This is a genomic window from Paraliobacillus zengyii (assembly GCF_003268595.1).
GTDB classification, from domain to species: Bacteria; Bacillota; Bacilli; order Bacillales; family Amphibacillaceae; genus Paraliobacillus_A; species Paraliobacillus_A zengyii.
In genome coordinates, this window is record NZ_CP029797.1 from 1,063,283 (window position 1) to 1,076,651 (window position 13,369).

The 13,369-nt window shown below is 34.5% G+C and carries 14 protein-coding genes, 1 tRNA gene, 1 rRNA gene and 1 pseudogene; 8 read left to right on the forward strand and 9 right to left on the reverse strand.

The genetic code is table 11. The features are described from left to right. The first annotated feature begins 40 nt into the window (after window positions 1-40). Window positions 41-117: transfer RNA gene (locus DM447_RS05285), tRNA-Met, on the forward strand. A 28-nt stretch (window positions 118-145) separates the two neighbouring features. Next, window positions 146-261 (forward strand): 5S ribosomal RNA (gene rrf, locus DM447_RS05290). Between the two features lie 93 nt (window positions 262-354). Here rrf and DM447_RS05295 read toward each other — a convergent pair. The 3 genes and pseudogenes from DM447_RS05295 to DM447_RS05305 all read right to left on the reverse strand — a co-directional run bounded on the left by DM447_RS05295 (window position 355) and on the right by DM447_RS05305 (window position 2,986). Beyond that, the gene (locus tag DM447_RS05295) at window positions 355-1,317 is read right to left on the reverse strand and encodes an arabinan endo-1,5-alpha-L-arabinosidase AbnA (protein WP_112180225.1); all 963 of its coding nucleotides are present in this window, start codon (window positions 1,315-1,317) and stop codon (window positions 355-357) included. 175 nt (window positions 1,318-1,492) lie between these two features. Continuing rightward, window positions 1,493-1,918 (reverse strand): annotated as a pseudogene (locus DM447_RS05300) (DUF3231 family protein); the annotation flags it as partial. Between the two features lie 75 nt (window positions 1,919-1,993). Then, complete coding sequence (locus tag DM447_RS05305; RefSeq protein WP_232824295.1) at window positions 1,994-2,986, reverse strand: DUF3231 family protein; 993 nt, start codon at window positions 2,984-2,986, stop codon at window positions 1,994-1,996. Window positions 2,987-3,125: 139 nt separating this feature from the next. On the opposite strand from DM447_RS05305, the gene DM447_RS05310 reads away from it, so the two are divergent. Together DM447_RS05310 and DM447_RS05315 are read left to right on the forward strand one after the other, a co-directional pair. Continuing rightward, window positions 3,126-4,673, forward strand: coding sequence for a spore germination protein (locus DM447_RS05310; RefSeq protein ID WP_112180228.1), 1,548 nt, complete (start codon window positions 3,126-3,128; stop codon window positions 4,671-4,673). A gap of 19 nt (window positions 4,674-4,692) precedes the next feature. Next, a complete protein-coding gene (locus DM447_RS05315) occupies window positions 4,693-5,865 on the forward strand; it encodes a Ger(x)C family spore germination protein (protein ID WP_157967399.1) in 1,173 nt (390 codons plus the stop codon). A gap of 131 nt (window positions 5,866-5,996) precedes the next feature. Here DM447_RS05315 and DM447_RS05320 read toward each other — a convergent pair whose 3' ends face one another. The 3 genes from DM447_RS05320 to DM447_RS05330 form a co-directional block, all read right to left on the reverse strand. Next, window positions 5,997-7,094, reverse strand: coding sequence for a GerAB/ArcD/ProY family transporter (locus DM447_RS05320; protein WP_112180230.1), 1,098 nt, complete (start codon window positions 7,092-7,094; stop codon window positions 5,997-5,999). A gap of 31 nt (window positions 7,095-7,125) precedes the next feature. Beyond that, window positions 7,126-8,211: a GerAB/ArcD/ProY family transporter gene (locus tag DM447_RS05325; protein WP_112180231.1), complete on the reverse strand. Its 1,086-nt coding sequence runs from the start codon at window positions 8,209-8,211 to the stop codon at window positions 7,126-7,128. 62 nt (window positions 8,212-8,273) lie between these two features. Further along, a complete protein-coding gene (locus DM447_RS05330; protein WP_112180232.1) occupies window positions 8,274-8,750 on the reverse strand; it encodes a hypothetical protein in 477 nt (158 codons plus the stop codon). Between the two features lie 295 nt (window positions 8,751-9,045). Here DM447_RS05330 and DM447_RS05335 point away from each other — a divergent pair, with 295 nt between their 5' ends. From DM447_RS05335 to DM447_RS18255, 3 genes are all read left to right on the forward strand, one after another. Continuing rightward, complete coding sequence (locus tag DM447_RS05335) at window positions 9,046-9,252, forward strand: YvdQ family spore coat protein (RefSeq protein ID WP_117161789.1); 207 nt, start codon at window positions 9,046-9,048, stop codon at window positions 9,250-9,252. Between the two features lie 90 nt (window positions 9,253-9,342). Then, window positions 9,343-9,465: a hypothetical protein gene (locus tag DM447_RS18805; protein WP_422385913.1), complete on the forward strand. Its 123-nt coding sequence runs from the start codon at window positions 9,343-9,345 to the stop codon at window positions 9,463-9,465. Next, complete coding sequence (locus DM447_RS18255) at window positions 9,446-9,673, forward strand: YvdQ family spore coat protein (protein ID WP_162632572.1); 228 nt, start codon at window positions 9,446-9,448, stop codon at window positions 9,671-9,673. The genes DM447_RS18805 and DM447_RS18255 overlap by 20 nt, the downstream gene beginning before the upstream one ends. Before the next feature lie 117 nt (window positions 9,674-9,790). Here the strand turns inward: DM447_RS18255 and DM447_RS05345 are convergent, their stop codons facing one another. The 3 genes from DM447_RS05345 to DM447_RS05355 are packed head-to-tail and all read right to left on the reverse strand — an operon-like array spanning window position 9,791 to window position 11,302. Continuing rightward, entirely contained in the window at window positions 9,791-10,327 is a 537-nt protein-coding gene (locus DM447_RS05345) for a hypothetical protein (protein WP_112180234.1), read from the reverse strand. Next, window positions 10,320-10,811, reverse strand: coding sequence for a CBO0543 family protein (locus tag DM447_RS05350; RefSeq protein ID WP_112180235.1), 492 nt, complete (start codon window positions 10,809-10,811; stop codon window positions 10,320-10,322). Before DM447_RS05350 ends, DM447_RS05345 begins: the two co-directional genes overlap by 8 nt. After that, window positions 10,808-11,302 carry a CBO0543 family protein gene (locus DM447_RS05355; RefSeq protein ID WP_112180236.1) on the reverse strand — a complete coding sequence of 165 codons (495 nt, stop codon included), beginning with the start codon at window positions 11,300-11,302 and terminating at the stop codon, window positions 10,808-10,810. The genes DM447_RS05350 and DM447_RS05355 overlap by 4 nt, the downstream gene beginning before the upstream one ends. Before the next feature lie 452 nt (window positions 11,303-11,754). On the opposite strand from DM447_RS05355, the gene DM447_RS05360 reads away from it, so the two are divergent. Continuing rightward, on the forward strand, window positions 11,755-13,299 hold the full coding sequence (locus DM447_RS05360) for a BCCT family transporter (protein ID WP_112180237.1): 1,545 nt from the start codon (window positions 11,755-11,757) through the stop codon (window positions 13,297-13,299). Window positions 13,300-13,369: the final 70 nt, after the last annotated feature.

A 13,369-nucleotide genomic window follows, 5' to 3' on the forward strand; every position in this document is an offset into this window, starting at 1 on the left:
CAGAATTTTTTAATATAGTAGGTTATATAATCTACATTATCGCGGGGTGGAGCAGTCTGGTAGCTCGTCGGGCTCATAACCCGAAGGTCGCAAGTTCAAATCTTGCCCCCGCAACCAATTTTCTTATCAGACAATATAAATACGATTTAGTGACAATAGCGAAGAGGTCACACCTGTTCCCATGCCGAACACAGTAGTTAAGCTCTTCAGCGCTCATGGTAGTTGGGGCTTTGCCCCTGCGAGAGTAGGACGTCGCTAAGCAAACAAAAGCAACTTTTTCTCCAGTATTGGAGAGAAGGTTGCTTTTTTCTTGAACAATTTTAAAAAAAATTTTTAAACTTTACTAAGATACTACTAGTATGTGGGCCATCCACTACTATCCCAATATAAATCATTTATTAATAGCCTTGGTAAGCCATTGTTTTCTGCATCATACGCATGGCGTACTAAAATATTGTTATTATAAACATCTTGCCCGCCGGGACCGATCCATTTTTGATTGCCAGCGTCTAAAATAGTTCCGCCTCCGTCTAGCATATTAATCCCATTTTTATCATAATAAGGACCTGCAATGTTTTGAGAACGTCCGTAGGCTATTTTATATGTGCTGTTTACCCCTTGGCAACACTTGTCGAAGGAAACAAACAAATAGTAATAACCGTTGTTGTAGGTGATGCTTGGTGCTTCAATTGCATGATCTGGAGTAAGTGGTCGTGCTGCGATAGAATAAATTTGACCAGTCGGTTTCATCGTATTACTATCCAAACGTGTCAACTTAATACCACTCCAAAAGGATCCAAAAGATAACCACGGATCACCATTTGCATCAATTACTAAATCGCCATCAATCGCATTATAATTATTTGAACTTGTTGACCGAACTACTAAGCCGTCATCGCGCCAATTTCCTGAACTGATACTGTCTGTTGATAATAAACCAATTAATGAGTTGTTTGAACCAAATGAGGATACAGAGTAATAGACCCAATAGCGACCATTATAATACTTCACATCAGGAGCCCATTGAGCACTTACATGATTTGGTACATAGTTTGACCACCAACTTGCTGGTTGTGGAAAAATGGTTGGCGCAACATTCCAGTTTGCACCATTCGTTGACCATAATACACGCAGTCCGTTCCCATCTGCTTCTCCTGTACCAAAAGCCCACCATGTATTACCCTCTTTTACAAGTGAGGGATCATGAAGCATAGGATCATCTGCAATTTCCCAAAAATTTGCGGAAACACTAGTTCGAATTGTAAAAAAGAAAACGATAGCTAAGAAAGGCACAATCCATTTTTTTGATTTGCGCATCTTATACAAAACCTCCTTTTTATTATTAAATTTAGTATACAGTTTATTCAATGTAAACGCTATCAAATATATTAATAAACATAAAAATATTGAGATGTATACGAATCAAAAACTATAGCTTTCGTGCCATTAGACTAAAAACTATAGTTTAATTCAAGTGTTTATTTTCTTTTTACTATTTTTCCCTATCAGTAGTTAGTGGTGGTTCTTCCAGCCATTTATTTTTAATGAGTATGTTCATGCCATCTTCCGTATATTTAACCATTTCAGCTACTAGTCTTATGTAATGCGCTACTAAGTCTGCACGTTGACATGTACCGATAGCAACACCATAAAAACCAATGGTTGTAGAATTAAAAAGCGCTTTATGAAATATCATCAGGCGATCAGAAAATGGTGGTATGATTGAATCTGTAATTTCTGAATCACTTGTTTTTGGATGTGGAAGTTGTTCTTTTAATAATACAGATTGAAAAATTTCAATATGCTTAGAATACATTTCGGAACCGCGCCATAAAAAATTTCTTACTTCTTCTGATTTAGCTACTTGGGAGAAAGCCATTGTAAAAGCTTTACTTAAATAAATTTTCTTAAAATCCCAAAAAAGGTGGCTGAGTTGTAGATCGTGTTATTTTGAACTTGAATTCGTTTGTTCTATCAAGTATACCCCCCTATTTTAATTTTTCTTTGCTAATTCGTCGCGATCAAGTGAACGTGGTGGTTCTTCCATCCATCCATGCTTAATCATCATTTTTGCTCCATCATTTGCATATTTTAAGACTTCAGCTATCAGACGGCCATACATAACGCCAATATCATGTCTTGGGCTAAGCGCTATACTCGCACCATAAAAAGCTGTACTAATGCCAGTTAGAGCAGTTACATAGAATAGCATCTTTCTATCAGAAAACGTGTATTTTGTTGAATCTGTTACCTCTGTGTCCCAGGTAGCTGGGCTTGATAGATCGTTATCTTTCAAAAAAGACCCCAATATTTCACAATGCTTTTGAGCTATTTCTTTTCCTTTTTGAATAAATGCAGCAACATCTCTTTTACTAGCAACTTGACTATAACCTATCATAGTAGCTGAACCTAATGCATTTCTTTTGAAATTCGCATAAAGATTAGTGATTTCTGTCCCTATCAACGGCCTTTTTTCTCCAAAATAACCTGCAAGAAAACTTTTATTCTCTACAAAATTAAATTCATCAAGTGAGGGTAAATATGGTGACTTGTCATATAAGCCCTTAGACAATAGTAAAGTATTAGATCGTTTAATTAAATCATCTGATTCACGTAGACATGTACTAAAGAAAGTATACACATCTTCTCTAGTGGCAAGAGGTAAAGCCATACTATATGCTTGTAAGCCCATTTTTCCCAGTTGATTGATATTTAATAAAAGATATGTGTCGGAAAATAATCTGGGTGCTGTGACTGAAACATCTTCATCTAACTTAAATCCATGTGGAATCGGATAATTTTCCTCATTTAATATGTTTATAATCGTGTTAATATGTGATTCGGATATAGTAAGGGCAGCTTGTAGTAACGCTTTAATTTCCTTGTCTGCAACATTATTTAATTCATGATTTAGATGACAGATGGTTCCGCTGTCGTTCATATAAGCAGTCCACAAGTTCGATATTTCAGCAGAAGTTAACTTCAATTCAATCTCCTCCAATTAAACTTTTTTTTAATTTACCCTTTATTTAAAAAAATATTAGCTAAAAATATCTTGTTAGTATTATTTTTCTTTTCCTACAAACAATAGAAAGAAGCTTTTTTTTGGAAAAGGAGAATGAGCGATGTTTGAAAAAAGGGACACACTAAATAAAAAGAAATCATCCTCTAAATCGATTGAACTAGATATTGAAAAAAACGTCCAAGAATTAAAACAAATATTCGAAAAAAGTGCAGATTTCTCGTATAGAGATATCGAGCTTTATAACCAAAAATCTATAAATGTATTTATATGTTTTATGGATGGATTAGTAAAGGAAGATAGTATAAATTCATATATTGTAAAACCGTTGATGGAACCAGACTTTTTTAATGAAAAACAACAGACTGTAACGAATAATGATGTTTTTAATGCTGTAAAGAAAACATTATTAAGTACATCAAACATGAAGGAAGTTGAAACAATTTCTGAGGTTGTAGAAGATGTTTTAGAAGGAAAGACTGCTGTGTTTATTGATGGTTACAAGAAAGCTTTTCTTATTAAAATGCTAGGTTTTGAGTCTAGAAATGTGGAAGAACCACTTACAGAAGCAAACGTAAGAGGACCACGAGAAGGATTTGTAGAAGTACTGAGTGTTAATACGGCATTAATTCGAAGAAAAATAAATAGTGTAAACTTATTATTTGAGGACATGAAAATAGGAAAAGAGACCAAAACAACTATTAGAATTAGCTACATTAAAGATATTGCCAATCCAGAAGTTGTCGAGGAAGTGAAGCAGCGTTTAGAATGTATTGAGACAGATGCCATATTGGAATCGGGATATATAGAACAGTTTATTGAAGATAACCCATATTCTATTTTTCCGACGATTGGAAATAGCGAAAGGCCGGATAAAGTAGCAGCGAAAATTTTAGAAGGAAGAATTGCAATCTTAACGGATGGTACACCATTTGTCCTAACTGTACCACAAGTGTTTATTGAAACGCTTCAAGTTCCAGAAGACTATTATTCTCGACCTTATTTATCATCGCTGTTACGGATATTTAGAATATTAGCGTTGTTTTTAACAATAGGTACACCAGCTATTTTTGTTTCCGTTTCAACATTTCACCAAGAAATGATCCCAGCACTTCTTCTTACAACGATGGCAGCAGCTGCGGAACAAATTCCATTTCCAACTTTTATAGAAGCAACATTTATGACAATAATTTTTGAGTTATTGAGAGAGGCTGGTGTTCGACTACCACGCCCAGTAGGTTCTGCGATTAGTATTGTAGGAGCGTTAGTAATTGGAGAGGCGGCTGTACAAGCTGGATTAGTAAGTGCACCAATGGTTATTGTTGTTGCACTTACTGCTATTACTGGATTTATTGTTACACCTCTAAATGATGCGGTTATCATCATGCGCTTCTTCTTACTTATCCTTGCTGGAGCTTTCGGGTTTTACGGTATGTTAATAGGAACCTTTTTCATCATTGCTCATTTAAGTTCCTTACGATCATTTGGCACACCTTATTTAGCTCCGATTGCTCCAGTTATTTTGAATGAGTGGAAAGATGGTGTGGTTCGCTTACCATTATGGTTATTAAAGTCAAGACCACAGTCAATTACTTGGAAAAAATCAAAAAGACAAGGACCCAGCAATAAGCCAAAACGACCTAAAGCATGAGGAAAGGAAAGAGCTAACCTTGAAAAAAATAATCATGATTATCTGTTTACTCGTATTAACTGGATGTTGGGATAGAAGGGAACTATCTGATCTTGGAATTGTTGCGGGAATGGCGATAGATAAAGATCCAATTACGGGTGAGTATGTGCTTACTTCACAGTATATACGTCCAGCAGCTGAAAGTACGCAAAGTCCAACGCCAGAAGAGCCGAATTTGGTTGTTTCCACGACTGGAAAATCGCTAGCTGAAGTGATGCGAAAGAGTAATAAAACAATAGATCGAAAAAGTTTTTTTGCGCATAATAAAATAATTATTATAAGTGAAGAATTAGCTAGAGATGGCTTAATTCCAATTATTGATTCCTTTCAACGCGGTAAAGAAGTCCGGGGGCATGTTTGGTTCTCGATTGCAAAAGATATTGAAGCGAAGGAACTGTTGCAAATCAAAAAAAATGGTATTTCACGTGTCCCAGCTAATTCGCTACATGGTCTATTCGAAAATGCGGAACATGATGCGGTCGCTACGAATATGCTTACGTATTATAAGCAAGTATTAGAAGCAGGTGAAGACCCAGTAGTAGGGGTACTTACTCGTGAAGAAACAGAGATAAAGCCTTTCGAACAAGTTGAACTTTCGGGGGGGGCTGTTTTTAAAGAAGATAAATTAGTTGGTTTTTTAAATGAAAGTGATACGAGGGGATACAACTGGATAAGAGAAGAAGGACCAATGAATGATAGGGGGACTATGTCATTACCTTCTTTATTAGAGGAAGGTAAGTTAGCAACCATTCTTCTCCAACAAGCCAGTTCTTCCATCACAGCAAAGGTGGGGAGTGATAATCAAATCACATTTACAATCGATGTGGAGCAAAAGGCAAGAATGACAGGGCAAGAAGCTACAGAAGCAATTAAAACGAGAAAGGAAATCACTGACTATTTAAATGATTTACAGGTAGTGGCTGAAAAAGAAATTGAAACAGAAATCAGAGAAGTAATAGATAAAGCGCAAGAGGAGTTTCAATCTGATATCTTTGGTTTTGGTGATATATTACACAAGCAATATCCAAAAGTCTGGAAGAAAGAAAAAGACAATTGGTCCGATACATTTGTAGATGTTGCCTATACGGTAAATGTAAAAGTGAATATCACTAGTTCTGGTCTAATACAAGGACCTTTTAAACCAAAAGAATAAAGAGATAGTTTTAGCGTTTAAATAGTAAAACGAAGGTGTAGTAGAAAATATATAATAGTAAGATTATAAAATAGATACTTCCTCCAGCTAAAAGGAGAGTTAATAGTGGATCTGCTTTCAGTAATGTTAAGCTAATTGGCATTATTATTCTCCTTTCTAGCGGTTTTTTTCTTCAGAAATATAATAAAAACTAATAAGACTGGAAGAAAAGCAAAGAGTAGAAGGATAGGTATACTTTCGTCCCCTTTCCATCTTTGAACATCTAACCCAGTAAAGCGATAAGTTGCAAATAAAGGTAAAAGTAGTCCAAAAACAGTAATCGACCATTTCGGATTACTTCCATTAAAAAACCACGTAATTGCTAAACAAAACCCCATAAAATGAAGAGTTGCTTTAAAAAAACCGCCAATAAACAATAGAAAGACAGCAATACTATCTAAATTCGTAATGATATTTGCAATATTAATCGATAGCAAGGTCTCTAATATTGGAAGTTCGGTATTTGCCGTTAACTCTGGTCCTAATACAGCAATCATAATGATTAAATTCATTATAATTAATAACGCTGCGCTAGCGACTGCCAAAAAGGTTGTTTTCCGAATAAGACCTTGCTTGTTTACATAGTGCCAAAACATAAGGAAAACGATCATTTCACCAAATGGAAACCCTATTAATATAGGTAATTCTTTAATTACAGGCAATATCCCATTTCCTAACACAGGTAATAGGTTAGTCAGTTCAAATGTATCAGAAAAGAAATTCACAACAAAAGTAACAATTAAAAAGACAAGTAAATAGGGAAGAAGTATTTCGCTAGTACGTGCCAGTACTTCAAATCCTAAATTAAGTGTGTATATCGTAATAAAGATAGATAAATATAATATAACTAAAAGCGGGGTTTGCGGTAATGCAGCCAAATTGATTAGCATGCTAAACGCATAGAAATTATGGATTGCTTGATTTAAGAAAAACAAACCATATAAAAGTAGGAGTGGTTTGGCCATTTTAGTTCCTAAGGTAGCGTCTAAGATTTCAGAAAAGTTTTTGTCAGGAAAATAATTCGGAAATTGGGTGTAAATCCATAGAAGGATCAAACTTATAACGAAGGCTAATAAGACCACAAGCCATGCATCTTGTTTGGCTCCAATCCCCAATGCAAACAAAGTTGTACTCCCAATTTCAAAAGCGACTATTAAAGTGTATAATTGGATACTTGAAATACGTTGCATATGAAAGCTCCTTAGAAATTCAATCGATAAGTCACCTAGTATGAGTTGTTTTCTTCTTTAAAAAAATAATGATTACTAATAAAATAGGAAGAACAGAGTACACCAAAATACTGTAAATACCACCTTCTTGCCCCTTCCACCGTTGATCCTCTAAGCCAGTGAAACGAAAAGTAGCAAATATCGGCAATAATATGCCGGAAATAGTAATGGTCCACTTTGGATTGTCTCGATCAAATAACCACGTAAATGCTAAACAAAACCCCATAAAATGAATCGCAGTTTTAAAAAAACCACCGATAAACATAAGAAAGACAGCGACACTATCTAAGTTTGTTATGATCTCTGCAATATTAATAGAAAGTAGCGTCTCGAGTAATGGTAGTTCTGTATTGGATGTTAGTTCAGGTCCTAAGACAGCTACCATGATAATTAGGTTTAACATCAATAAAACTGCTGAAAAACCAACAGCAAGGAAAGTTACCTTACGAATAGAAACTTTATCTTTTAGTTGGTGCCAAAACATAAGAAAGACGACCATTTCGCCATATGGAAAAGAGATAACACTTGGTAACTCATCTAATATTGGTCTTATACCGTTCCCTAACACTGGTAGTAGATTACCTAGTTGAAATGTTTCTGAGAACAGATTGACGATAAAAGTAAGGATTAAAAATGCTAACAAATAGGGAAGTAAGATTTCACCAGTTCTAGCCAAGACTTCGAACCCTAAACTTAAGACGTAAATTACGACAAAGATAAATAAATATAAAATAACTATAAACGGTGTTTGTGGTAATGCAGTTAGATTAATTAGCATGCCAAATTCATAAAAATTATGGGTTGTTTGACTTAAAAAATATAGTCCAAATAAAAGTAATAAAGGTTTGGCAATTTTAGTACCTAAAGCAACATTTAAAATTTCAGAAAAATTTTTATTAGGATAATATCGTGGGATTTGCGTGAAAGCTACTAATAAAATCGTACTTAGTAGAAATGAAATTAAAATCACGAGCCATGCATCCTGTTTTGCTCCAATTCCTAGAGCGAACAAGGTTGTACTCCCAATCTCAAATCCAACGATAAGCGTGAATAACTGTATGTTTGAAATACGTTCCATTTTGAATAACTCCTTAGAGTTTCATTTTAGCCATAATTAGTTACCAATAAACTGTACTTGCTTTAAATTTTGTCTGTTTTATATAAAAACCGTAATAGAATGTATCTAATGATAAATCCAGTCAGTATCCCAAAGGGCAAAGCTAACATCGGTAACCACATTGGTCCGATCAATGTATCATTTATCTTAAAGTATGGAGAGTAGATAAGTCCTACTGTAACGAAATATGCGGAAAAAACAAATGGAAGAAAAGCTAAGGGTGATTTGTTTCCTTCTGCATTTTGGAATCCATCCCAAATAGCAAAAAAATACAAACAGGGATAGAACATTAACCATTGATAATTTGTTTCTGCAATTGCTTCACCTATTTGTCCGTTAAAACTTCGTATAATTATCTGATTAAAATTAGCTTGGATATTAATGAAAATTTCCAACCCAATAAAAAGTATGCCTTTAATCAGTTGTTTGTTCAGAATTTGAGCAAATCCTGGTAAAGCAATACTCCATAAGACTTTTTCCAGTTCATCTTTTGAGACCATCTGTTATCACTTCTATCTTGTAAAATTTGAAGATAGGATTATCATTCCCAATTTTCTTCAGTTAATTTTATTTTCTTTATAAAACAGTAAAATATTCGAGTTTGTAGAATATTTGCTGATTTTCAGCACAACATAAAGGAAATTGAAAATAAGGAAGAAGATTAAAATCTACAATCTATAATAAGCTTGTATAAGCTCAGATAGAAAGAAAAATGGCTTGAAAATATTAACAGACTGGAAAAAAGGAGATCAATAGAGCATGGTGAAATTAAGCGCATCTTAAACAACTAATTTAATGAAATCATACATGACAAAAACGATGGCATCAGTCGTTACTGCTTGCCCAAAATATGGCATGAATATATATGGGATAGGTCTCGCTACAGCGATCGACAAAAATGTTCGAGTTTTCTATAAACGATTGTTAAGTAATACTGCAGAATTAGCGGATCAATGTATTGATTTTATGCTTCATAATGGTTTACATCAACCAGTCATTTAATTAGCCAAAAATAAAACATCAGAAAAAATTTAAGAACAAACTTATTTTGGGAAAATTTTTGATAAGGAACGGTCGTTAAGTTCTCTAGAGATTTCTCAACTTACAAATAATTATCAGTCAACAGAGTTATTTCACGAGATTCTTCGTTCTTTTATACATACAAAAAACAATGAAATTCGCAAACATTTTGAGCGTGGAAAGGATATGTGCTAATCAATTAAATACAATACAGGATAAATTAGAGGAGGAATTGCCACAATTACCAATGTGGGAAGCTGAAATTGATAGGGAACTACCATCGCCTTTTTCAGCACAGTTAATGTTATTTAAAGTTGCATTATTAGCTGGTGCAACAACAGGTCAATATGGTGCTTCTGCTTCATCCATGTTTCGGCGTTTCTTTTATAAAGATGATGAGTGAGATGATGTTGTTTGCGGAGGATACAGGTAATCTGCTCGTCAAGTACAACTTGTTAGATCAGCCACCATTGGTGAAAAAGAAAGAGTAGAGAAGACCTGGCTAGATAAGGTCTTTTTTTTATGAGATTTGTTTGCGTGTTCGGATGTGAAGAAGTATTTTTTCGAACAAATGACCAATAAAGGAAAAGGCAATACCAGTAAGTAATCCGGAAAATACAGGGCTTGCTAAAAAAGAAAACGACCCTATTGTAGAAAGAAAAAAAACGTGCCAATAAATGCCTAAGTTCATACCAAATACTCCACCAAAGAAGAAACCAGTAAGATAGATTTTCTTGTTTTTTCCCTCATTTAAATAGTGATTAATCGAAATGGATTTATTGTATGCATGCCACATCGAGAATGCCCAAATGGATGGATAATACATTCCCCATTGATAATTAATGACGTCATGTCCAAGTTGAAAATCACCGTGAAAACTATAAAATATAGAAATGTTTAGTAAAGAGTATTGATTAATAATTAGTTCCAATAACACTAAGATAATCCCTAATACTAGTTGACCATTGTAAATTTGTCCGAAACCAGGTAAGGCAAATGACCATACTAGCGCGGCGACTGGGTGTTTGTATTCCAACTGTTTGTTTTTTCTACTCATCATTAGCGTTCCTGTCTTGGATGAATGTATTATTGAAAAACCATATAAAAAACTTTCTTGAGAGAAGAAATGTGAGAAACAATGTAATCCAGGTCAAGTACCAAGACCACTGTAAATAATCAATTAAATCTGTGTATTGCACCAAAAATATTTCGGTAATTGTCAATGCTGAACAAAAAACAGTAAAAAAGCCGAGCCTATATAAAATACTTTTTGAAACTGGATAGAATACATTGAAAACAGCACACACAATAGGATATAGGAAAAACTCGTATGAAAAACTAGCGCGATTGACATCAGCAAATAATCTTATCGGATATGCGATTAAATCAAATTGCACTACAACCGATCCAAACAATAATGTAATAACCTGTTTAAATAGAAATGCTACAAGTGCTAGTCGCCTTTTATTTTTAGGGATGATAAAAATTAAAGCGATCCCAATAGCCCAGACAATAACTAATATAATCCATTCCAATTTCATTGTAACATCCTCTCTTCATTTTCCGAAAATGAATACTCCTTATGAAACCAGTGGTATAGATAATTGGTTAGCATAAACATAATAAAAAAAGCGATCCATTCTAAATACCAAGCATAATGAATGTATACAACCAAGTTTGTGAAATGGACCAATATTAATTCTAGTCCAACTAATCCAGAAACCACTACGAGTAAATAGATAAACCGAAGTAAGAAATGTTTCTTCGGTTCATGAATAATATATAGTGCATAAAGTATGGGATATAAGAAGTATTCTGTCGCAAAAAGAACATCCGTAGCTCTAGGAAATTCCCGAATAGGGAAAGCAATTAACTCCAGTTCTAAATGGATCAAGGAATTCAGCCAAGTAATAGATTGAAACAGAAGAGCCGCAAATATAAACCTTTTTTTTTGCTGTTTAGTAATGAAGAATATACTAATAAATGCACCAATAATCCAAATAAAAATCAGTATTACATAATCAATGGACATTATAATCCCCCTTTAGTTAATAGTTAGTATTATGCTTTCCTTATTTGTAAAAGATATTCGATCTTATATAACAGTTAGTCAATTACTCAACTTCCGAGTGGATATTCAACTTGTTCTACATGATTAAGAAGGGCTGATGATCCACTCGAAAGTGTTCTTTGGCCCAGCGATTACTCGGGGAAATAACTCTCCTTACGTCGGAATATATAGTTGTTTCGTAGTAGCCTACAATCTTTTAGAAAGTAGGTTTTTTAAAAGATTGTCAAGCAATATAATAGCTATAATATAAACTAAAAAGAGTCAACAATTAGTATTTATTTTTTGATGGGAAAGTAGAGTCATTTTAAATAAAGAATTTATAATTCACACTGCTATGTTTAATAATTAAAATAGAGGGGAACAACATTTTCTGACAAGTAATTGGTAGTTTTATTCTTTATGGAGGTTTTTTTATGAATAAGAAAGGCAGATTGATAGATTATAAAATATTTGCACCATCGATCCTTATTGTTATTGCAATATGTGTTCCTTTTTCGATGTATGAATCAGAATCACTTGCATTATTAAATAATATTTTTGATCAAATTGTTCACGTATTTTCATGGGGGTACATATGGTATGCAGTTATATTGGTTGCTGCTGGCTTGTATTTATCTTTTTCTAAATATGGGGATGTTGTTTTAGGTAATCCAACAGAGAAACCGCGGTTTAATTTGTTTGAGTATGCTTCGATTCTGATCGCGATGGGCTTAGGCTCAACAATTATGCGCACAGGCATGGTGCAGTGGGCAAAAGTTGCAGAGGATCCACCGTTTGGTGTGGAGCCAGCGTCAGCAGAGGCGTTATTATGGGGTAATTCTTACAGTATGTTTATGTGGAGTTTCCAAGTATTTGCGATTTTTGTAATGGCCGCTCCTGCAATGGGGTACATTTTACATGTGCGCAAGAAGCCACTTATGCGTATTTCAGAAGCATGTAGAACGATTTTTGGTGATGCATTCACAGATGGAATTGGTGGAAAAATACTTGACATCATTTTCCTAGTTAGTATTCTTACTGGTGCGGCGGTTACCTTAGGTTTAGGGGCGCCAATTGTAACATACAATATAGCTGAAATATTTAACATGGAACAGTCCTTTGGTTTAACTTTATTTGTGACCATCGTCTGGGTCTGCTTGTTCTCCATTAGTGCATACTTAGGTATTGAAAAAGGGATCAAACGATTAAGTACGTTTAATATGTACTTGGCTGGTGCATTTGCATTCTTTATAATGCTGGCCGGACCTGGAATTTTTATTCTTAATTATTTCACAGATAGTGTTGGTTTCTTATTCTCAAATTATATTAATATGTCGCTCTATACCAATTCATTAGGAATGGGCGGAGAGACTTATATAGAAAGTCAAACAGTATTCTGGTTTGCATATAGTGCTACGTGGGCAATGTTGCATAGTGTATTTGCTGCTAAAATATCACGAGGTAGAACAATAAGAGAAATGATCTTAACTTATTTATTAGCACCGACAATGATCTCATGGGTTGCAACTGGTGTATTAGGTGGCCTTGGTGTGGATAGATTTCTAAATGGAACTGTTCCGGTATTAGATATTGTTAGTGAAGACGCAATGGCTGCTATCCCGGCGATTCTTACAACGTTACCATTTTCTACGATTGTGCTTGTAGCCTTTATTGTTGTTGCAATGATATTCCTAACAACAACATTAGATTCAACAACGTATACAATTGCTTCTTACACTGGGACAAAAAACATGAGTGAAGAAGAGCCATCAAAGATTTTACGAATAATAGTGGCAGCTGTAATAACAGTAATTTCACTTATACTAATGCGAATAGGTGGTCTTGCACCACTAGAAGTGCTCTCAGGTATAATGGGCTTGCCGATCATCATCATCCAGTTCTTAATGCTATATGCAGCTAAGAAAATGATGGATGAGGATAAAGCTTGGATTACGAATGTTAGGAAAAAAAGTGAGTGAGCAAGCAAAGAGTAAAGCCCCTGTGGCTTTACTCTTTTAAATATTGTAGGTAGAATAAGGGATATAAAGA

Coding starts and splice junctions, on each gene's coding strand:
- DM447_RS05350 (WP_112180235.1), bottom strand. CDS start 10,811: ATGAAATTGGAATGGATTATATTAGTTATTGTCTGGGCTATTGGGATC.
- DM447_RS05345 (WP_112180234.1), bottom strand. CDS start 10,327: ATGAGTAGAAAAAACAAACAGTTGGAATACAAACACCCAGTCGCCGCG.
- DM447_RS05360 (WP_112180237.1), top strand. CDS start 11,755: ATGAATAAGAAAGGCAGATTGATAGATTATAAAATATTTGCACCATCG.
- DM447_RS05310 (WP_112180228.1), top strand. CDS start 3,126: ATGTTTGAAAAAAGGGACACACTAAATAAAAAGAAATCATCCTCTAAA.
- DM447_RS05335 (WP_117161789.1), top strand. CDS start 9,046: ATGAAATCATACATGACAAAAACGATGGCATCAGTCGTTACTGCTTGC.
- DM447_RS05295 (WP_112180225.1), bottom strand. CDS start 1,317: ATGCGCAAATCAAAAAAATGGATTGTGCCTTTCTTAGCTATCGTTTTC.
- DM447_RS05320 (WP_112180230.1), bottom strand. CDS start 7,094: ATGCAACGTATTTCAAGTATCCAATTATACACTTTAATAGTCGCTTTT.
- DM447_RS05330 (WP_112180232.1), bottom strand. CDS start 8,750: ATGGTCTCAAAAGATGAACTGGAAAAAGTCTTATGGAGTATTGCTTTA.
- DM447_RS05355 (WP_112180236.1), bottom strand. CDS start 11,302: ATGTCCATTGATTATGTAATACTGATTTTTATTTGGATTATTGGTGCA.
- DM447_RS05325 (WP_112180231.1), bottom strand. CDS start 8,211: ATGGAACGTATTTCAAACATACAGTTATTCACGCTTATCGTTGGATTT.